This window comes from Streptomyces sp. NPDC002574 (assembly GCF_042889545.1).
Classification (GTDB): domain Bacteria; phylum Actinomycetota; class Actinomycetes; order Streptomycetales; family Streptomycetaceae; genus Actinacidiphila.
In genome coordinates this window covers 500,579-520,590 of the sequence record NZ_JBIARB010000002.1, presented here as the reverse complement: position 1 = coordinate 520,590, position 20,012 = coordinate 500,579, and the positions used below count along the sequence as shown (strand labels likewise).

The following is a 20,012-nucleotide window of genomic DNA, read 5'->3' as shown; positions in this document are numbered from 1 at the left end:
ACATGTTTGTATCCAAAGGAGGAAGACCATGGCTCTACCCGGCCTCATGCGCCTGGACCACATCGGATTCACGGTGCCGGACCTGGACCAGGCGCACGCCTGGCTCGTGGACGTCCTGGGTTGCGAGTACCTGTACTCGCTCGGCCCGTTCCGTTCGGCAGGCGACTGGATGTCGGAACACCTGAACGTGGACGCGAGCACGGTCATGCGCCAACTGCGCTTCTACCGGTGCGGCGAACAGGCCGTGTTCGAGGTCTTCGAGTACCGGGCGGAGGCGCAGCAGCAGGTCGTCCCGCGCAACAGCGACGTCGGCGGTCACCATGTCGCGCTGTACGTCGAGGACCTGGACGAAGCCGTGTCGTACCTGCGAGCGAGGGACGTTCCCGTGCTGGGCGACCCGACCGTCAGCTCCGGCCCGTCGGAGGGGCAGCGGTGGGTCTACTTCCTCTCGCCGTGGGGGATGCACTTTGAGCTGGTGTCCTATCCTGGCGGCAAGGCCTTCGACCGCGACCCGTCCACGTTCAGAGGTGACCGCTCTTGACTCCTGAGCACGCTCGCGATCCGCGCGGATCGGACAGCGTCAGCAGTCAGCGCATCGCCGGCACCCTCCGCGAGGAGATCCTCGCGGGCGAACTGACTCCCGGCACGTGGCTGCGCCAGGACGAACTCGCCGAGCGCCTCGGCACGAGCCGCATCCCGGTCCGCGAAGCGCTGCGGATCCTGGAGTCCGAGGGTCTCGCCGAGTCGTTCCCCAATCGCGGGTCGCGGGTTCCCGTGCTCAGCCTCCAGGACGTGAACACGTACTACCGGATGCGCGAGCGACTCGAGCCGCTGACACTCGCCGAGAGCCTCCCCCACCTCACGGATCACCACTTCGCCCATCTGGAGCGCGTCCAGGACGAGATCGAGAACCAGAGCGACGTCAATCGGTTCCTTCTGCTGGATCGCGACTTCCACATGACCACCTACGCGGGCTGCCCCAGCGACCACCTGCTGGCGATGACGGAGCGGCTGTGGAACTCGACCCAGCACTACCGCCGTGCGTTCATGGTGCTCACGGACCCCGACCGGGCCACGATCGTCAACGCCGAACACCGGCTGATCCTCGACGCCGTGCGGCGCCGCGATCCTGAGGACGGCGAGCGGTACCTCACGGGGCACATCCGTCGTACGAGGGTCGAACTCACCGCGCACTCCGAACTCTTCACCGAAAAGCGCTGACGCGGGGCGGACTCCCGCGACGGCGTCCGCACCCAGGCCGAGCCGGTCGAGGCCGGTCCTCCGAACACCCTCCCGAACACCCCGCGGCCCAGGGGTGAATGTCGGCGCGCCCTGGATCCGGCGCGCACGCGGCCACCCCTCCCGACGCATCGCGAACTGCTCCGAGACGCAGCCTGCGCGCCCATGAATGTATCCAATTATGGTCACGCGAAACGAAATCGCTGCACCTTTACCCTGGCACACCTCTTCCACCGAACCTAGAATGGATCCAATCAAGAATCATGGAGAGCCCCACCCCACGAGGAGAGCACCGTGCCCATCGCCACTGTCAACCCCGCTACAGGTGAGCTCGTCGCAGAGTTCGCCTCACTCACGAAGGAACAGGTCGATCAGCGGCTGGCGCGAGCGGAGGCCGCGGTCGCTGCGCTGCGGGCGACCGACTTCGCCACACGCGCCCGCTGGATGCGGGCAGCCGCGGACCTCGTCGAGGCCGAAGCGGCCGACACCGCGCGCATGCTCACGATCGAGATGGGCAAGCCCATCGCGCAGGCCCGCGGAGAAGTCCTCAAGTGCGCCTACGCGATGCGGTTCTACGCCGACAACGCCGAGAGCATGCTGGCCGACCAGCCACTCGCCGACCCGGGCACGGTCGGAGCCTCGGCTGCGTACACGACGTACGAGCCCCTCGGCGTCGTCCTCGCCGTGATGCCTTGGAACTATCCGATGTGGCAGGTGATCCGCTTCGCGGCGCCCGCGCTGATGGCCGGCAACGTCGGCCTCCTCAAGCATGCCTCGAACGTGCCGCAGTCCGCGCTGTACCTCGACACGCTCTTCGAACGGGCGGGTTTCCCCTCCGGGTCGTTCCAGACGCTCCTCATCGGAGCGGCCGACGTCGAGCCGGTCCTCCGCGACCGGCGCGTCGCCGCCGCGACGCTGACCGGTTCGGAGCCGGCCGGCCGGTCGGTGGCGGCCGTCGCCGGCTCCGAGGTCAAGAAGGTCGTGCTGGAACTGGGCGGGTCCGACCCGTTCGTCGTGCTGTCCTCCGCCGATGTCGGCGCGGCCGCCCGCACCGCCGTGACCGCCCGCACCATCAACAACGGTCAGTCCTGCATCGCGGCCAAGCGGTTCATCGTCCACACGGACGTGTACGAGGAGTTCGTCGAGGCCTTCGTCGCGGGCACGAAGGCGCTGACCGTCGGCGACCCGCTCGACGAGCAGACCGAGATCGGGCCGATCGCCACGGAGTCCGGCCGGCGCGAGCTCGTCGGCCTGGTCGGCGACGCCGTCGCGAAGGGTGCCGTCCTGCGGTGCGGTGGGTCGGCGGTCGGAACCAAGGGGTGGTTCTTCGAGCCGGCCGTGCTGGAGGAGGTCACCCCCGAGATGCGCGTGTACCGGGAGGAGGCCTTCGGTCCCCTGGCGGTGGTCCACCGGGTCGACGACGTCGAGCAGGCCGTGAGGCTCGCCAACGACACGACGTTCGGCCTGAGCTCGTCGGTGTGGACCGACGACCCGGACGAGGAGCGGTTCCTGATCAGCCGTCTCACGGCCGGTGCCGTCTTCGTCAACGGGATGACCGTCTCCTACCCCCAGCTGCCCTTCGGCGGCATCAAGGACTCCGGCATCGGCCGCGAACTCGCCGCGGAAGGCATCCGGGAGTTCTGCAACCTCAAGACGGTCTGGAAGAGCTGACGGGAACGCTCGGTTTCCCCGGGCTGGGCGCGAGGGGTCCTGGCACTGCCTGCCGGCTCCTCGCGCCCGGTCCCGTCGTCATCGGCGCGGGCACGTGACTCAGGACCCGCAAACGATCCCAACCTCGCCCTTCCGGACGAGGTTGGGATCGTCGCACGTCACCCGCGCGGCCTGCCGAGGGGTCAGTGGCCGAAAAGCCCGGTGAAGCGTGGCAGCGCCGCGTCGAACGCGTCGTCGTACGACATCGACGCCAACTCGTAGACGGAGCGACGGCCTGGGGCACCAGCGCCGGCCGCCCGCAGTGCCTTGTCGAGCCACTCCCTGGCGACCGCAGCTGCCCGGCCGGCCTCGACCACGGCCTGCACGAGACCGACCTCGCGGGCCCGCTCGGCGGTGAACGGCTCGCCGGAACCTATGTTCTCCATCGCCAGGCGCGGCCCGAGCCGGTGGATGATGGGCACTTGCGCGATCATCGGCCACATCCCGGCGCTGACCTCCATCGTGCCGATGCGCGCGGTGTCCACCGCGACGGCGAAGTCGCAGGCCGCGACGAACGAGGCGCCCCCGGCGAGCGCGTCGCCGTTGACGGCGGCCGCGACCGGCAGACCCAGCCGAGGGAAGATCCGGAGGGTCTCCATCAGTGCCCTGCCGAACGGGGCCGGGTCGGCACCCGCCTTGATGGGAGCGATGTCGAGGCCGCCGCAGAAGGTCTCACCCGCGCCGGTGAGCAGGACAGCGCGGATGTCCGGGTTGTCGTCGCACTCCTGCAGCCGGGTGCGGATGTCGGTGAGGATGGCTGGGTTCAGCAGGTTCCGCTCGCCGTTGCGAAGGGTCAGGACGCTGATGGCACCGATCGTTTCCTGCTCCACGGCGCCACTCCAGACGCCGTCCTCGCCGTTCGTCATCATCCGAGTCCTCTCACTTCGTTCTGGTCTGTCGGTCGAAGACGGCGCGTCGCCACCGCGTTCACGCCGGGGTGTCAGAGGACTCGGAGGATGTCTTCGACGCGGTCTTTCGCGTCGCCGAAGAGCATGGCGGAGTTCTCGCGGTAGAAGAGCGGGTTCTGGACGCCGGCGTACCCGGAGGCCATGGAGCGTTTGAAGACGATGACGTTCTCGGCGTTCCAGACCTGGAGTACGGGCATGCCCGCGATGGGTGAGTCAGGGTCCTCGGCGGCGGCGGGATTGACGGTGTCGTTGGCGCCTATGACGAGGACGACGGTGGTGTCGTCGAAGTCGCCGTTGATCTCGTCCATCTCCAGCACGATGTCGTAGGGGACCTTCGCCTCGGCGAGCAGCACGTTCATGTGGCCCGGCAGCCGGCCCGCGACCGGGTGGATGCCGAAGCGCACGTCGACGTCCCGGTCCCGGAGTTTGCGGGTCAGCTCGGCGACGCCGTACTGGGCCTGGGCCACGGCCATGCCGTAGCCGGGGGTGATGATCACCGACTGGGCCGACCCGAGGAGCTCGGCGACTCCCTCGGCGGTGATCTCGCGGTGCTCGCCGTAGTCCTTGTCGTCGGCCGGGCCGGCCTCGATGCCGAACCCGCCGGCGATCACGGAGAGGAAGGACCGGTTCATCGCCTTGCACATGACGGAGGACAGGTAGGCGCCCGAGGAGCCGACCAGGGCGCCGGTGATGATCAGCAGGTCGTTCTCCAGCAGGAATCCCGACGCCGCGGCCGCCCAGCCGGAGTAGGAGTTGAGCATCGAGACCACGACGGGCATGTCACCGCCGCCGATCGAGGCGACCAGGTGCCAGCCCAGGGCCAGCGCGACGGCCGTGACGGCGATCAGCAGCCACAGCGCCGGGTCGATCACGAACCACGTGGTCAGCACCGCGAACGCGGCCAGGGCACCGAGGTTGAGGATGTTCTTGCCGGGCAGCATCAGCGGCGACGACTTGATCCGCGCCGAGAGCTTCAGGAACGCCACGATCGAGCCGGTGAAGGTGACCGCGCCGATGAACACGCCGATGAACACCTCGGCGGAATGGATCCCGAGCAGCTCCTGGGCCTCCAGCACCTTGGCCTCGGCACCGACCGGGCCGTCCAGGGTGGCCTCGACGTTCAGGTAGCCGTTCCAGCCCACCAGCACCGCGGCCAGTCCCACGAAGGAGTGCAGCAGGGCGATCAGTTCGGGCATCCCGGTCATCTCCACGACCCGGGCCCGCCACAGCCCGATCGCGGCACCGATCGCCACGGCGCCGATCATCAACGCCAGACCGGCTCCGGAGATGTCACGGTGGACCGCGAGCCCGATCGTCGCGGCCAACGCCACCGCCATGCCGGCGATGCCGAAGGTCTTGCCGGCCTTGGCGGTCTCGTGACGGGACAGTCCGGCCAGCGCCAGGATGAAGAGCAGGGCCGCGACGATGAAGGCACCCGCCGCGGCGGCCTCGACGGACATGAGGTCAGACATGGCAGGGCCCTTCAGCTTCTCGAGAACATGGAGAGCATCCGGCGGGTCACCGAGAAGCCACCGAAGATGTTGACCGAGGCCAGCAGGATCGCGATCGTCGACAGCGCCGTGACCGCGTCGCCATGGGCGGCGTCACCGTGCCCGATCTGCATCAGGGCGCCGACCACGATGATTCCCGAGATCGCGTTGGTCACGCTCATCAGGGGCGTGTGCAGGGCGTGGTGGACATGCCCGATCACGTAGTAGCCGATCACGATCGCCAGCGCGAACACCGTCAGGTGTCCCCGCAGTGCCGCCGGGGACAGGGCCGCGAGCAGGAACAGCACGGTCGCACCGACCCCGACCGCGGCGAACCGCCGCTCGGCCGACACCGGCTTCGCCTGCGGCGCTACCGGCTTCGCCCCGGAGGACGCGGAAGCGGAAGCGGCCGCTGGAGCGGCCGACACCTGGACCGGCGGCGGCGGCCAGGTCGACTCGCCGTCGCGGACCACGGTCATCGACCGCTGCACCACGTCGTCGAAGTCCAGGACCAGCAGGCCGTCCTTGTCCGGCGTCATCAGCTTGATCAGGTTGACCAGGTTGGTGCCGTACAGCTGGGAGGCCTGGGCGGGCAACCGGCCGGGCAGGTCGGTGTAGCCGATGATCGTCACGCCGTTGGCCGTGACCACCGCCTTGTCCCTGACCATGCCCTCGACGTTGCCGCCGCTCGCGGCGGCCATGTCCACGATCACGCTGCCCGACCTCATCGCCGCCACCATGTCCGCGGTGATCAGCGTCGGCGCGGGCCGGCCGGGGATCTGCGCCGTCGTGATCACGATGTCCATCCCGGCGATCCGGTCCGTGTACAGCTGGGCCGCGCGGGTGTTGTAGTCCCGCGACATCTCCTTGGCGTAGCCCGTCGCGGACACCTCCAGCTCGCCGGCGTCCTCGGGCTCGACCGAGAGGTACTCACCGCCCAGCGACCTGACCTGGTCGGCGACCTCCGGCCGTGGGTCGGTGGCGTACACGACGGCGCCCAGGCTTCCCGCCGCGCCGATCGCGGCCAGACCGGCCACCCCGGCGCCGCAGACGAGGACCTTGGCCGGCGGCACCTTGCCCGCGGCCGTGACCTGGCCGGTGAAGAACCGTCCGAAGACGTGAGCTGCCTCCACCACCGCCCGGTATCCCGCGATGTTCGCCATCGACGACAACACGTCCAATGACTGCGCCCGGGAGATACGCGGGACCGCGTCCATCGCCAGCGCCGTGATCGGCCGCTTCGCCAGGTCCTCCACCAGCGCCGGGTTCAACGCCGGGCTCATGATGCCGACGACCGTCGCTCCCGGCTTCAGCCCGTCCAACTGCTCCGGCGAGAGGGCGTTCACACCGAGCACGACGTCCGCTGCCAGCGGGTCGCCGATGCTCGCACCGGCCTCGGCGTACGCCTCGTCCGGGAGTCGCGACAACGCGCCGGCACCCGGCTCCACCACGACGTCGTACCCCAGCTTCACCAGCTGGACCACCGTGGCTGGAGTCGCGGCAACGCGCGTCTCGCCGCGGCGGGCTTCGCTCACGATTCCGATCAACATTCCCATGACTCCAGGCTGTCGATGTTGCGGGGCACTCGGCGGACCTCGGGTACGCGAACCATGAGCGCCGTCCAGGGCGAGTGCGGGCCCTGGACGGCGATTGCCCGGGTGCCCGGGATCAGGCGACGGGCTTCGACAGCCCGCCGTCGACACGCAGGACCTGACCGGTCACGTAGGAGGCGTCGTCGGACGCCAGGAACGCCGCGGCGGAGCCGATCTCGGTGGGCTCGGCCCAGCGGTCGAGGCGGATGCCGAGCCCCTTGGCCATGCCGGCCCGGACCTCTTCCGCGCTCTTGCCCTGCTGCTTGCCCATGGCCTCGGTCTTGGTGAGCCAGCCCTCGGTCCTGGTCATCCCGGGGGAGATCGCGTTGACCCGGATGTTGCTCGGAGCCGCCTCGCTCGCCAGGTAGCTGGTGAGCGCGACCACGCCCGCGTTCACGATGGCCGTGGGGCCGGTGTTGGGGATCACCGCGTGTGCGGTGGCACCGACGACGTTGACGATGGCGCCGCTGCCATTCCGGCTCAGGAACGGCAGAGCGGCCCGCGAGACACGAAGGAACCCGAGCAGCTTCGTGTCGAAGGCCGCCGCGACGACCGTCTCGTCGACGTTGTCCAGGGTGGACGGCGCGAGCTGGGGGCCCGCGTTGTTCACGAGGATGTCGATGCCGCCCTGCCAGGCGTGCACCTCTGCCAGCGCGCCGTTGACGGAGTCCGCGTCGGTGACGTCCATGACGACCGGGAGTACGTCCTCGGCGCCGGCTCCTGCGCTGAGCCGGCCGGCCGCGGCCTTGACGGCGGCTTCGTCCCTGGCTGCGATCGCCACCTTGGCGCCACGCTCGAGCAGCGCCTGTGCGATGGCGAAGCCCAGGCCTCGACTACCACCGGTCACGAAAGCCGTGCGGCCCTCCAAATTCCAACCTGCAGCCATGTTCGATTCCTCCAGTCAGCGCTGTGTTGCGTCTGCCAGAGAGTGGACCGAAGCGCCGAGGCCGCTGCAAGCACGGCTAACGCCCGTTTCACACGCGGGCTGCCGGGCCTCGTCGCACCTTTCGAACGGTTAACGGCGCGGGGCACACACTGTCCGGCGCGCAGCCGATCCGAGGCTGGAAGAGAGGTGAGTCATGGAGGTCCTCAGCGTCGGGATCCCGCCCGGGAAGCGGGACACCGGCAGTGGCCGCACCGCTGGAACAGGCGCACGCGCCAAAGTTGCGCTGGGGACCTTCGACGGCGTCCACCTGGGCCACCGTCAGGTCCTGCGCGGGTGCGACACGGTGCTCACCTTCGACCCGCACCCGATGCGGGTGCTCGCGCCAGGCCGGGTACCGGGCCTGCTCAGCGATCGCCGGCGGAAGCTCCAGAAGCTCCGTGCCCTGGGGATCCGGCGTGTGGCGATCGTCCCGTTCGACCACGCCTGGTCTCGTCTTTCCGCCGAGGACTTCGTCGAAGGCGTGCTTGTCGACCGGCTCGGGGCGGAGTTCATCAGTGTCGGCCAGGGCTTTCGATTCGGCGCCCGGGGTGCCGGGACGACCGCCACTTTCGACCGGTATCCCGGGCTGAGCACCCGGGTCGTCCCGCTGGTCAGGCGGGGTCCGGCCGGTGAGCCGATCTCGTCGACGCGCATCCGCCGGCTGATCGACGAGGGCGACGTCGAAGAGGCCGCCGACCTGCTGGGGGCCTCCCTCGTCCTTCCGGCTGCCGTGGGCGACGACGGCCGGCTGCTGATCTCGTCCGAGTTCGCGCGCCCCGCGCCCGGGCGCTATCTCGGCTGCGTCGACCGTCACCCGTGCGCCCTTCGCGTGTGCCAGGACCGCACGGTCGGAGTCATGAGCACGGCGCGGACCGGCAGCCACGTCGAGGTGACGTTCGTGAGGCGAGCCTGACGGGCCGAGCACCCTCTCCCTCGTTTAGTATTACTGCACAGCAGTCCGGGCGCCGTCCGACGCCCGTCGACGAGTGCCCGTGTGCCGCATGCGGGATCGAGGAGGGAACGGACCCGTGGAACCCGAAGCACGCGCCCGCTTGCGCACCGCCCGCACCGAGGCCAAGTTCAGCGTTCGTGAACTGAGCCGCCGCGTCGGCATTTCACCGAGCATGCTGTCCCAGATCGAGAACGGGCACTGCGAACCCTCGGTGGCCACCCTCTACGCCCTGGTGTCCGAACTCTCGATCTCGCTGGACCAGCTCCTCGCCGGACCGGGAGCGCAGCGCGGTCCCGGCCCGGTGACGGCCCCCGCGTCGCCCGTCGTCACGCCCGAGAACCGGGCCGTCCTCGTCATGGACAGCGGCGTCACCTGGGAGCGGCTCACTCCCAGCCCCGACCCGCTCGTCGACGCGCTGCTCGTGACCTACCCGCCGGGCAGCAGCTCCTCGACGAACGGAGGGCTGATGAGTCACCAGGGCCGGGAGTACGGCTATCTGACGTCGGGGCGCCTGACCGTCCGCCTCGGTTTCGAGACTCACACCCTGGAACCCGGCTCGTCCATCAGCTTCGACTCCGCCGTCCCCCACCTGTACGTGAACGAGAGCGACGAGCCGGCCAGCGGCCTGTGGTATGTGGTCGCCGGCAACGGTGGCCCGGCGACGGAGAACCCGGCCCCCGTCATGGTTGACGTCGCCCGCCCCTCAGGTGTTAAGTCACACTGAACACGCGCCACCACTCGGAGTGTGGACGATGCGCGTGCGTCCCCCATACCCGCAACTGTCCGCTTGGCAAAGGACGTGTGATGGCGATACCGACGTTTGGCCCGAACGCAGTCGACTGGGAAACCCGCGTCGACATGAGCAGGCTCCGCGACGAACGGCTGGCCCGTCTGCGCGAGTCGTTGGAGCAGTCCGACCTCGGCGCCGTGCTGGCCTTCGACTTCGCCAACATCCGCTACATGACCTCGACGAACATCGGCACATGGGCCATCGACAAGATGATCCGGTTCTCCCTGCTGGTCAGGGGAGGCGAGCCGATTGTCTGGGACTTCGGTTCAGCCGCCAAGCACCACCAGCTGTACAACCCGTGGCTGGACTACTCCAAGGCCCAGTCCGACGGCGATCCGCACGCGGCCCACCACGGCACCGACGCCCGCAACCCGAGCGGCGCCCGCGCCGGTATCTCGACGCTGCGCGGCGCCATCAATCCCCTGGTCGGGATGGCCGACTCCGTCGCCCGGAAGATCAAGCACGAGCTCGAGCTCTACGGCCTCCTGGACGAGCCGCTCGGCGTCGACGTCATCGAGCTCCCGGTCCTGATGGCCCTGCAGAACGCGGGCATCACGGTAGTGGACGGCCAGCAGGTGTTCCTGGAGGCGCGACGCATCAAGACGCGCGACGAGATCCATCTGCTCACCCACGCCTGCTCGATGGTCGACGCCGCCTACGAGAACCTCTACGAGTTCCTCCGGCCGGGCGTGCGCGAGAACGAGTGCGTGGGCGTGGTGGCCAAGACCCTCTACGACCTCGGCTCGGAGTTCGTCGAAGGCGTCAACGCGATCTCCGGCGAGCGGTGCGCACCGCACCCCCACGTCTTCTCCGACCGCATCGTGCGGCCCGGGGATCCGGCGTTCTTCGACATCCTGCACAGCTACAACGGCTACCGCACCTGCTACTACCGCACGTTCGCCGTCGGCAGCGCCTCCTCCGCCCAGCGCGACGCCTACACACGGTGCCGCGAGTACATGGACGAGGCGATCAGCCTCGTCCGGCCCGGAGCCACGACGGCCGACATCGTGTCGGTGTGGCCGACGGCCCAGGAGTTCGGGTTCGCCGACGAGGAGGCGGCCTTCGCGCTCCAGTACGGCCACGGTGTCGGGCTGTCGATCTGGGAGAAGCCGGTGTTCTCCAGGCTGGTGTCCCTCGAGCACCCCGAGGTGCTCGAGGAGGGCATGGTCTTCGCGCTGGAGACCTACTGGCCGTCGAAGGACGGCTGGGGCGCGGCCCGGATCGAGGAGGAACTCGTGGTGACCGCCGACGGGTGCGAGGTGATCACCAAGTTCCCGGCGGAGGAGCTTCTCGTCGCCGGCCAGCGTTACTTCACCGTCTCGGGGCCGCTGTCGACCCAGCGCGACTCCCAGTCGCATCTGAACACGCTCACCGGGAGCCGTTCCAGCCACCGGAACGACACCGCCGCCCTCTGACCGCGAACGCGATCCCCCACCGGCCGTCCACGTGGACGGGGTGGGGGATCGCGTTTGCGCATCGCGCGCAGAGGCCGCGGACCTGAGGGTGTCCGGGCTGCCGGAGTCAGTCGGTGGTCCCAGGGGCGATGTTCTTGTTGAAGCGCAGCAGGTTGTGGGGGTCCCAGGCAGCCTTGACCGAACGCAGCCGCTGGTGCTTGGCGTCGCTGCCGTGCACTCCGCGGCGCCATTCTTCGCCCAGGTCGTCGGTGAGGTTGATGTACCCGTTGGTCAGGGCGTGCGGCCGCATCGCCTCGGTGAGGGTCGTCGCCCATGCGTCGTACTGCGCGTCGTGCTCGGGCGCGTCCCACTTGCAGATGGATTCCCACAGCCAGGTTGCTCCCTCACGGGAGAAGGCCATGGCGTCCTCGTCGACGTCCTCGCAGATCGCGCCGCCCATGAACGAGATGTTGATCGAGTAGATGATGCCGGGGTTCGGCGGCACGGCTGCGACATTCTCCAGCAGCACGTCGACGGCACTGGCTGACAGCGTCGACAAGTACCCGCCGCGGAGGTTCATGCGCATGCCGTAGGGGGCGACGGCGTCGAGCATGCTGTTCGCCCGGACCCAGGTGGTCTCCGTGACCAGGTTGGCGAGCGGTTGGCCGAGCGCGGCGAGCGACTGAACGACCTCATGGGCCGCGGCGGGCTCTCCGGTGTGGACCACGACGAGAATCAGCACCGGCTTGCCGTGCACGTGCCCGGGCAGCATCGGCAGCGGCGGGGCGGGAGCGATCGCCACCAGCAGGCCCAGCTCCCGCGGGGCTGTCGCCAGGTGCGCCGACAGCCTGCCGAGGACGTCGGCGGCCTGGTCGAACGGGAAGATCAACTGCCCGGCGACGACGTCGGGGCCCACCGGATGCGCGCGGTACTCGAGCGAGGTGACGACCCCGAAGTTGCCGCCCCCGCCGCGGAGCGCCCAGAACAGCTCCGGATTCTCGGTCTCGTCGGCGCGGACCTTGCGGCCGTCCACGGTGATCATGTCGCAGGCCAGCAGATTGTCGACGGTGGCGCCGTAGCGGCGCATGAGAAAGCCGATGCCGCCGCCCAGAGTCAGCCCGGCGACGCCGGTGCTGCTGACCGTCCCGGCGGGTACGGCCAGGCCGTGCTGCTGTGCGGCGGCGTCCATCTCACCGAGCTTGACGCCTGGTTCGGCCCGCAGCACCCGGGTCTCGGGATCGACGGTGACCGCCCGCATCGCCGAGAGATCGACGACCAACGCGCCACCGGGCATCGCATAGCCGTCGGAGCCGTGGCCGCCGCTGCGGACGGCCACCGGTACGGCGTGGGCGGAGGCGTAGCGCAGGACGGTGGCGACGTCCTCTTCGTCGCTGCACTGCGCGATCAGGGCGGGGCCCTCGTCGGCGGCACGGCCTTGGTAGAGCGCACGTGCCACGTCGTACTGGTCGTCGCCGGGCCGCAGCACCGCGCCGCGGAAGGCGGAGGGGAAGTCGGAGTGGGTGAGGGGTTCCGTCGACACGCTCATGGGGGCCTCCTGTGTCAGGGATACGCAAAGGGAAAACCGGGTTTCGCGGTCTGTTTCGGGCGGCAGGACGCGGACAGCAGTGGCGGACGGGCCGGTGGGAAACCCCGCCGACACTGAGTGGCCATGGCGCGGATACGCATCACACGCTCCCGCCGGCCCGGCTCGCTGGTCGGTGGGACCGCTCCGGCACCGCCGCCCGATCCGTCGGGCTCGGCGCGGGCACGGTTCGAGCCGGCAGGCTCCACACGTCAGGTCGCCACCACCAGAGACAACTTCGGATCCATTCTGCCACCCAAAAGGCAAGATTTTCTAGGCCGACGATTGAAACTGGATCCATTCTCTGCCACGGTAGAGAGCAACGGAACCCGGAGAGCCGCACCCTGACCCGGCGCCACTGGCCCGGCTCACGCGGCGCCTTGGGTCGACCGTGCACCGGCCTCGACCGCGGCAGGGCCGATAGGCCCTGCCGCACACGATGCGTTTCACACTGTCCGTGGACCATCGGCGCGTCGACGGTGCGGCCGCGGCCCACTGGGTGCGGGAGTTCCATCGGTCCGACGCAGGACCGGCTGCGGATCGTGACGTGACGTGACGTCCAGAGTCGAGGGACGCGATGAGCCTGCCCGAACATGACCCTCAAGCGAAGACCATCCCTGTCGCCTGGAGTGCGGCCCTGCGCGGTGCCGTACGAGGCAGGGCCGTGGCGCAGACAACCGCCGCCGCCCTGATCGTCGGGTCGACCCTGTTCATGGTCAACCTGTACTCGCAGGTCCGGGAAACCCCGTTCACCTGGGCACTCACGGTTCGCGTCGCCTTGACGTTCCTGGTGCCCTGGTTCAACGCCACGATGGGCATCGCGATCGGCCTGCGCAAGCCCGGCGCTTCACCGCGTGACCGGACCGCGCCCGCGGACACAGCCGGCCCCCGGGAGTCCGACCCGCCCTCCCCCCGAACCTGCCGCTTCCAGGCAGGAACCGTCGAAAGGTAATTGCCATGTCGCTGGTGCCGATCCTCGCGTCCGACCAGTTCTCCGCCGTCGACCAACCCGCTCTCGCGCAGGGGGTGAACATGTACGGCGACGTGCTCAACACCTGGGCGGGCATCGGGAACAGCCCCGGCCTGCTCGCCAAGTACCTGCCGTTCCTGGGGCAGCTCAACGGCCCGGGCGCGTTGGAGCAGCGCATCAAGGAGCTGGTCGCCGTACGCATCGCCGTGCTCAACCACTGCCGCTACACCGCGAGTCACCGCTGCACGTCCGCGCTGGCCAAGGGGGTGGCGCTCGACGAACTCGCGGCTGTCGCGAACGGCGAGCTCGACGGCTTCACCGAGCAGGAGCGACTGGCGCTGCGGCTGGCCGAGGAGATGACGGTCTCCCTTCCCCGGGTCCCCGTGGCCAGTGACCCCACAGGTGTCTCGGGTCCTGTCCACGACGAGGTGCAGCGGGTGTTCGGCGCGGCGGAGCTGGTGGAGCTCGTCATGTGCATCAGCATGTGGAACGCGCTGTCACGCTTCCACCGTGTCATGGCCTTCGAGCTCGACATGCCGGAGGCGCCCGCGGCCGTGGCGGCCCGGCTCTGAATCCAGCGCGCAAGGCAGTGAGGCCGGTCAGACAGGGTCTGGCCGGCCTCATGGTGTGTACGGAGCGGCCGCAGCCGCCCGCGCCGTCAGGCGGGAATCTGGCCGGCCTCACGCTTCAGCCGGATGAGGAGGGCCATGAAGTCCAGCTCGCCCAGGCCGGTCGAGATGCAGGCCTGGAGCAGCTGCTGCACGACGCCGGTGAGCGGCAGCGGGACTCCCCCGGCCGCGGCCGACTCGAGGGCCAGGTCCAGGTCCTTGCGCATGAGCCGTGCACTGAACGTCGATGTGTAGTCGTCCGACAGCAGGGGCCCGATCTTGTACTTCACCAGCGGGGACGCGACCGCGGAGGCACCGACGACCTCCAGGAGCTTGTCGCGTTGGACGCCGTGGCCCTCGGCCAGCGCGACGCACTCCGCGAGGAGCTCGGCCGTCCCGGCGACCATGAGGTTGAGAGCCAGCTTGATGACGCGGGCGGCATCGCCCTCGCCGACGTAGAACACATGGGGACCGATGTCGCGCAGCAGACTCTCCATGGAGGTGAAGACGGCGTCCTCACCCGAGGCGATGATCGTGAGGTTCCCGGCTCGCACGACACCCGGGTTTCCGCTGACGGGGGCGCGCAGGTACTGGACGCCGCCTTCCGCAGCGGCGGCTGCCACCTCGCGGGAGACCTCGGCGGAGACCGTGCTCATGTCGATGAGGGTCCGGCCCCGGCCGGACGCGGCGTGGACGAGCCCGCCGTCGCGCGCGAGCGCGACATCGGCCAGGGCCTGGGAGTCCGCGACCATCGTGATGCAGACCTCTGACCGGGCCCACGCGTCAGCGGGGTCGGTCAGCTCGATCGCGCCCTTGGCGACCAGGGCTTCTGCCCTGCCCTTCGAGCGGTTCCAGACGCTGACCTTGTGGCCCGCGCTGATGAGGCGTTCGGATATGGCGGATCCCATCTGGCCGAGACCCAGCACGGATATGTTCACGTTGAACTCCTGAGGACACGATGCGCGACCTGCGCAAGGGTTGGTTGTTCCGGTTCGGGCCCGGCGCCGCGCGGGGGCGCGCACAGCCGTTCCGGGCACCTGGGCGGCGTCCCGCTACATCGACGCGGCGAGGTGCCAGTCGAACGCGAGCTGCGCGTGGGAATGGGGGTCGCAGAGGCTGCCGAATTTGCCACCGAAGTAGACGAGGGGCTCCGAGTCGGCGGAGTAGCCGCAGCTGACGACCTCGCCGATGAAGATCGTGTGGTCTCCCCCGGCGACCTCTTCCTTCACGTCGCAGACGAAGTAGGCGACCGCGCCGTCGACGACGGCGAGGTCGTGGCCGGTGCGCAGTCCCATGCCGGCGAACTTGTCGTCACAACGGCTCGCGAACCGGAGGGCGTGGTGCTCCTGGCCCTGTGCGAGGACGCTGACGGCGAAGACTCCGGAGCCGGAGATCGCGTCCCTCGTCGCGAGGGTGTTCCCGACGCACACCAGCAGCATGAGCGGGTCCAGCGAAACGGACGCGACAGCGCTGGCCGTCATCCCCGCCGGTCCTCCGTCCGGAGCCCTGGTGGTCACGATCGTCACGCCGGTCGTGAACCGTGACATCGCCCCTCGGTAGGTGGCGGCCATGTTCTGCGCGGTCGATGTACCCATGATGCCCTCCGTTGCCGGTAACGAGATGGCTTGAGCGTTCCTTCGGTCAGGTGGCCCGAGTGTGACGGGCGGCATGTTTACCGACGCGAAATCGGCCCGGGCCGGGCCCTATCGGCGCAGTTGCATGACGAGCCGGCGCACCTCGTCGGACGGCGGCACGCCGAGTTCCCGCATCCGTGCGACGTACCGCTGGTAGAGCGCCAGAACGGCGTCGTCGCTGCCGCTGGCGTGCGCCAGCTTGATGGCGAGCCGCCAGGCCTGCTCGCGGTACGGATCCTCGCGAAGGACGTGGTCGACGAGTGCCTTCGCCTCGCGATAGCGGTTCATCCGGCAGGCGAGCTGGGCCGCGTCGACGCGGGCGGCCAGGAAGGTCTCGGCCAGGACCACGCGACGTTCGGCGACCCAGTCGCCGGAAACCGTCGCGAGGTAGGGCCCTCTGTCGGCGATGCTGAGGGCGTGCGTCAGCGTCTGGAGGCGGATCTCGCCGGTCTGTCTCCCCGCTTGGGCGACGAGGTCGACTGCCCGTTGTGCCGAACCCATGGCCAGCGCGGGGCCGACCAGTTGGAAGAGATCGCCGTCCTGCGCCGGACCCAGGCCCTCGGGCAGTATCTCGCGCAGCCGGTAGAGCGCCTGCCGCAGATAGCTGCGGCCGGCAGCGTCATTGCGGCCGGCGAAGAGCGCCCCGAGCAGCTCTTCGCGGCTGGCCCTCCGGTCGGGTGTCCCGAGCAGGTAGCTGAGGAGCTCGACGCTCTTCGTCAGCCGGGGCTGAGCCGCGTTCCCGTCGACGGTGAGGGTCGGCTCGCCGAACTCCTCGAGCACGAGACGGGGGGTACTGACGTTCACGCGTACGGAGTGCTGGCCCGAGAGGACGGCCAGGATCTCGTGCCAGGGCGACATGCGACTGGCCTTGGTGTCCGCGGCTCTGGCCGCGACCGACGGCACATCCGCCAGGGCCGTCAGCAGCAGGTGCTGTGTTCCGTGCGCCGAGGCGGAGACCATCGCGAGGTCGGCTGTGGCGTCGGACTCGTCCTCCAGGCCGAGCCGCCACTGGGCCTCGGCCAGGTACGCGGCGGCCGTCGGGAGATCGAGATGGCGGTCTCCCTGCTGCATGCTGCGGAGGCATTCCGCGAGGTGCTCGTACCCCTCGGCGTCCCTGTTCTGCAGCAGCATCGACAAACCCGACCACATCTGCCAGGTCTCCCGCGTGAGGATGTAGTCCGAGGCTCCGTTGGCACTCGCCTCCGCCAGCACACGGTGGGCGCGTTGGGTGTCGCCCTTGAGGCGCAGCCACAGCTTGGCCTCGACGAGCAGGCTCATGTTCTTGTACACCTTCGAGCCGGTCGCCGCGATGAGCTCCCTGCCCCGGTCGATGGAGGCGCGGGCCTCCTCTCCTCGGCCGAGGTCGAGCATGAGATCGACGGCGTCGACGGCGTGCAGCCAGACCGGTTGCGACGATCCCCGGCGGGGCTCGAACATCGACATCGCGGCATCGAGTCGCCCGGTGGCGCGCAGCGCGGCGACGACCCAAGGGCCGCCGAGTATCGTGCGCCATGGGTCGAACGATCCCGGGTCGTCGAGTCCTTCGAGGCGGCCGCGCAGGAAGGCGAGCCGCATCAGCAAGCCGTCGAGTGGGCCGGACGGTGTGGTCGAGAAGTCGGGGAACGGTGGCGGCTTCTCGCCGGTGGCCATCGCGATCAGTGTCTGCGCGATGAGCCGGTTCCGGCCCGGTGGCAGGTGGTCCGCGAGGGACCGCGCCTCCTCGATCCGCCCGTGGTGCCAAAGGCACCAGCAGGCCAGGACGTGGGCCTCCTCGCAGTCGGGGGTCTCCGGCTCGGGAAGCCAGTCGTATCCGTGGCGGTCGACGAGTTCGACGCCGCGGTCGCATTGCTCGAGGGCGAACGCGACGCGCAGGATGACGGATCCGATCTCCGCGGTCGGGGTCCGGGCCGACGCTCCCAGCGCGTCGAGCCAGCGTGCCGCCGGCGCGAAGTCCATCCGCGCGACGAGGCTGGGGAGGGCCACGGCAGCCAGCCGCCCCGCCGCCTCCAGGTCGCCGAGCCGGATCAGCTCATCGACGGCTTCCTCGTGCTCGCCGCGGGCGATCAGGACCTCGGCGTGCCTGCGACGCACCGTGCCGAGCGTCGTGGCGTCCTCCTGGCCCAGGGCCTCGTGCAGGAAGTCGCGGAAGACCGGGTGCGGCGTCATGCGCGAGCCGTCCTCGGACCACGTCACCGGAAGATGCCGGGCGCGGAGGCTCGCCATGACCCGCGCCGCGTTCTCCTGACCCAGGGCCCGGGCTCCCTCGACCGATACCTCCTCCAGCAGGCTGGTGTGGAGGAGGAACGTCCTCTCCATCAGGGAGAGCGAGTTGAAGACGTTCGCGGCGACATAGGACCGCAGCGCGTCGGGGTCCAGTTCGCGCGACCGCGCGTGACGCCAGCCCTCGAACAGGACGCCCGTGACCCAGCCCCCTGTCGCCGCCACCGCTTGAGCCGGATTCACGTCGGCATGGCCGACCGTACGCAGTGCCGCGCCGGCTTCCTGGGCGTCGATGGCGAGTTCGCTCTCGACCAGTTCACCCACCCGATCGCGCTCGCTCGTCGATCCGAGGTCCAGGCGGACATCGACGCGCGAGATCAGTACGAGGTTCACCCCGGAGGGCAGGTAGCGGGCGAAGGACGACAGCACGGCGACGCAGGTCTCGTCGGGGGCGATCCGTTCCACGTTGTCGCACACGAGGATGAGCCGGCTCCCCTGGAGGCTCTCGGCCAGCAGGCCGGCTGCCTCGCCGATGTGGAGACTGCTGCTCAGGGCATCAGTCGCCACATCGGCCGCGCTCGGGACGATGCCCTCGACAGCCGCCTCGAGGTAGACGAGCAGGCGGCCCGCCGCCTGCTCGGTACCGTCGAGTGACAACCAGGCGACCGGTCTGTCGAGGTCCCGGACGGCCAGGGCCACCGCCGTGGTCTTGCCGGCCCCGGCCGTCGCGAAGACATTCACCACGGTGTGGCGGTCGAGCAGCCCTCTCAACCGTTGACTGAGCCTGTCCCGGACGACGACGCCTTGCGCCGGCTCCGGCATGGCCAGTTTCCGTCTGATGATGGCGCGATGCTGCCGACCTGGCGTCCTCGAGCTGCCTGGCCGATCGGAATCGGAGTCACCCATCGATCGTCGAGCCTCCGTGATCGTCAGTTCTCTTCCGGGACCTTACGCCAGTCGTCCGGGAAGAAGAACCCGTCCGAAGTGGGAGGAATCGGCGACTGCACTTCGATCCAGCGGGCCGGCTCGTTGCGCTCGTTGACGAAACCATGGGTGCCGTTGGTGCCGGCCCACACCAGGTCACCCGTCTCGATGACCTCGTCGTTCCCGTCGAGGGTGCCGCGCATCCCGCCGGAGGTGAAGTAGTAGATCTCCTCGAACGGGTGGTAGTGGACCTTGGCCGCCTTGCCCGGGCCGGACTTCGGCGCGATCTCGCACACGAAGACCGTGTGGTGCTGTGCTCCCACGAGCTGGTCGACCATCATCCTGAGGCTGATGTTCTTGACGTTGGGACCGTGGTATCCGGGCATCGACAGCTGCGCGTACGGCGCCATGTCCGAGTCCTCGAAGTGCCCGACGAAACGGTGCCGGGGGTCCGTCTCGGACGGCCGGCCGAGGTTCTCACCCGGAGCGGGCTTGGCGGCGATGCTGGTGCGGGCTCCGTCGAACGTGGGCGGCTTCGGTGCGCGTACGCCGAGCCAGGTCAGTCCCTGCTCACCGGCGGACAGCGAGTGGGCGACGCCGACCGGTGCCACACCGTAGTCGCCGGAACCGAGTTCGTAGCGCAGCCCGGCGAAGGCGGCTTCGCCGGATCCGCCGGCGATGAACCACGACTCCTCGAACGGGCAGCGGGCCCAGCCCGTCGTCTCGCCGGGAGCCAGCTCGTACAGGCTCACTTCCAGGTGGGAAGCGCCCTGCTCGTGTCCGACCAGGAGTGCCTGCCGGAGTCCCGGCACGCCCTCGACGTCGAAGAACTTCCGGTCCGCCGCACGGGCGATGTAATAAGCCATGTCATTCTCTCCGTCCACACGCGAGGGATGTCAGGGCAGGCATCCCTCGCTGGTTGCTGCTGTTCCTCATCGGGCATCCGCCCCTCTGCCCAGGGCGACGGCGGGGGGTGGGCGGGTGGGGGGCGCGGGGGGGCGCCCACCCCCCCCCCCCCCCGGGGGGGGTGAGCGGGCCCGGGTGCCCCCCAGCCGGGCGCCCGCGGGGGGCCCG

General features: G+C 69.6%; 18 protein-coding genes. 9 read left to right on the top strand and 9 right to left on the bottom strand.

The window, feature by feature from the left end; all coding sequences use genetic code 11:
- Window positions 1-28 precede the first annotated feature (28 nt).
- From ACFYXS_RS06230 to ACFYXS_RS06220, 3 genes are all read left to right on the top strand, one after another.
- Complete coding sequence (locus ACFYXS_RS06230) at window positions 29-541, top strand: VOC family protein (protein ID WP_389244431.1); 513 nt, start codon at window positions 29-31, stop codon at window positions 539-541.
- Window positions 538-1,221, top strand: a complete 684-nt coding sequence (locus tag ACFYXS_RS06225) for a GntR family transcriptional regulator (RefSeq protein ID WP_389244429.1) — start codon at window positions 538-540, stop codon at window positions 1,219-1,221. The genes ACFYXS_RS06230 and ACFYXS_RS06225 overlap by 4 nt, the downstream gene beginning before the upstream one ends.
- Window positions 1,222-1,533: 312 nt before the next feature.
- Window positions 1,534-2,910, top strand: a complete 1,377-nt coding sequence (locus ACFYXS_RS06220; protein ID WP_389244426.1) for an NADP-dependent succinic semialdehyde dehydrogenase — start codon at window positions 1,534-1,536, stop codon at window positions 2,908-2,910.
- Window positions 2,911-3,092: 182 nt separating this feature from the next.
- Here ACFYXS_RS06220 and ACFYXS_RS06215 read toward each other — a convergent pair whose 3' ends face one another.
- From ACFYXS_RS06215 to ACFYXS_RS06200, 4 genes are all read right to left on the bottom strand, one after another.
- Complete coding sequence (locus ACFYXS_RS06215) at window positions 3,093-3,815, bottom strand: enoyl-CoA hydratase/isomerase family protein (protein ID WP_389244424.1); 723 nt, start codon at window positions 3,813-3,815, stop codon at window positions 3,093-3,095.
- A gap of 74 nt (window positions 3,816-3,889) precedes the next feature.
- Window positions 3,890-5,317: a Re/Si-specific NAD(P)(+) transhydrogenase subunit beta gene (pntB, locus tag ACFYXS_RS06210; protein WP_389244712.1), complete on the bottom strand. Its 1,428-nt coding sequence runs from the start codon at window positions 5,315-5,317 to the stop codon at window positions 3,890-3,892.
- A 23-nt stretch (window positions 5,318-5,340) separates the two neighbouring features.
- Complete coding sequence (locus ACFYXS_RS06205; RefSeq protein ID WP_389244710.1) at window positions 5,341-6,897, bottom strand: Re/Si-specific NAD(P)(+) transhydrogenase subunit alpha; 1,557 nt, start codon at window positions 6,895-6,897, stop codon at window positions 5,341-5,343.
- A gap of 118 nt (window positions 6,898-7,015) precedes the next feature.
- Window positions 7,016-7,825 carry an SDR family NAD(P)-dependent oxidoreductase gene (locus ACFYXS_RS06200; protein WP_389244422.1) on the bottom strand — a complete coding sequence of 270 codons (810 nt, stop codon included), beginning with the start codon at window positions 7,823-7,825 and terminating at the stop codon, window positions 7,016-7,018.
- Between the two features lie 193 nt (window positions 7,826-8,018).
- Between ACFYXS_RS06200 and ACFYXS_RS06195 the strand changes: the two genes are divergently transcribed.
- The 3 genes from ACFYXS_RS06195 to ACFYXS_RS06185 all read left to right on the top strand — a co-directional run bounded on the left by ACFYXS_RS06195 (window position 8,019) and on the right by ACFYXS_RS06185 (window position 11,021).
- Complete coding sequence (locus tag ACFYXS_RS06195; RefSeq protein ID WP_389244420.1) at window positions 8,019-8,777, top strand: hypothetical protein; 759 nt, start codon at window positions 8,019-8,021, stop codon at window positions 8,775-8,777.
- A 115-nt stretch (window positions 8,778-8,892) separates the two neighbouring features.
- Window positions 8,893-9,540 (top strand): helix-turn-helix domain-containing protein, encoded by a 648-nt coding sequence (locus ACFYXS_RS06190; protein WP_389244418.1) that lies wholly within the window; start codon window positions 8,893-8,895, stop codon window positions 9,538-9,540.
- A gap of 80 nt (window positions 9,541-9,620) precedes the next feature.
- On the top strand, window positions 9,621-11,021 hold the full coding sequence (locus tag ACFYXS_RS06185) for a M24 family metallopeptidase (protein ID WP_389244416.1): 1,401 nt from the start codon (window positions 9,621-9,623) through the stop codon (window positions 11,019-11,021).
- Between the two features lie 106 nt (window positions 11,022-11,127).
- Here ACFYXS_RS06185 and ACFYXS_RS06180 read toward each other — a convergent pair whose 3' ends face one another.
- Window positions 11,128-12,546 (bottom strand): FAD-binding oxidoreductase, encoded by a 1,419-nt coding sequence (locus tag ACFYXS_RS06180; RefSeq protein WP_389244414.1) that lies wholly within the window; start codon window positions 12,544-12,546, stop codon window positions 11,128-11,130.
- Between the two features lie 475 nt (window positions 12,547-13,021).
- Here ACFYXS_RS06180 and ACFYXS_RS06175 point away from each other — a divergent pair, with 475 nt between their 5' ends.
- From ACFYXS_RS06175 to ACFYXS_RS06165, 3 genes are all read left to right on the top strand, one after another.
- A complete protein-coding gene (locus ACFYXS_RS06175) occupies window positions 13,022-13,138 on the top strand; it encodes a 2-oxo acid dehydrogenase subunit E2 (protein WP_389244412.1) in 117 nt (38 codons plus the stop codon).
- 108 nt (window positions 13,139-13,246) lie between these two features.
- Complete coding sequence (locus ACFYXS_RS06170; RefSeq protein WP_389244410.1) at window positions 13,247-13,534, top strand: hypothetical protein; 288 nt, start codon at window positions 13,247-13,249, stop codon at window positions 13,532-13,534.
- 5 nt (window positions 13,535-13,539) lie between these two features.
- Window positions 13,540-14,124, top strand: a complete 585-nt coding sequence (locus ACFYXS_RS06165; RefSeq protein ID WP_389244408.1) for a carboxymuconolactone decarboxylase family protein — start codon at window positions 13,540-13,542, stop codon at window positions 14,122-14,124.
- A gap of 86 nt (window positions 14,125-14,210) precedes the next feature.
- On the opposite strand, the gene ACFYXS_RS06160 is transcribed toward ACFYXS_RS06165, so the two are convergent.
- The 4 genes from ACFYXS_RS06160 to ACFYXS_RS06145 form a co-directional block, all read right to left on the bottom strand.
- Window positions 14,211-15,098, bottom strand: coding sequence for an NAD(P)-dependent oxidoreductase (locus tag ACFYXS_RS06160; protein WP_389244406.1), 888 nt, complete (start codon window positions 15,096-15,098; stop codon window positions 14,211-14,213).
- A gap of 114 nt (window positions 15,099-15,212) precedes the next feature.
- Entirely contained in the window at window positions 15,213-15,755 is a 543-nt protein-coding gene (locus ACFYXS_RS06155) for a flavin reductase family protein (RefSeq protein ID WP_389244404.1), read from the bottom strand.
- 108 nt (window positions 15,756-15,863) lie between these two features.
- Entirely contained in the window at window positions 15,864-18,836 is a 2,973-nt protein-coding gene (locus ACFYXS_RS06150; RefSeq protein WP_389244402.1) for a BTAD domain-containing putative transcriptional regulator, read from the bottom strand.
- 107 nt (window positions 18,837-18,943) lie between these two features.
- A complete protein-coding gene (locus tag ACFYXS_RS06145) occupies window positions 18,944-19,804 on the bottom strand; it encodes a cupin domain-containing protein (RefSeq protein ID WP_389244400.1) in 861 nt (286 codons plus the stop codon).
- Window positions 19,805-20,012: the final 208 nt, after the last annotated feature.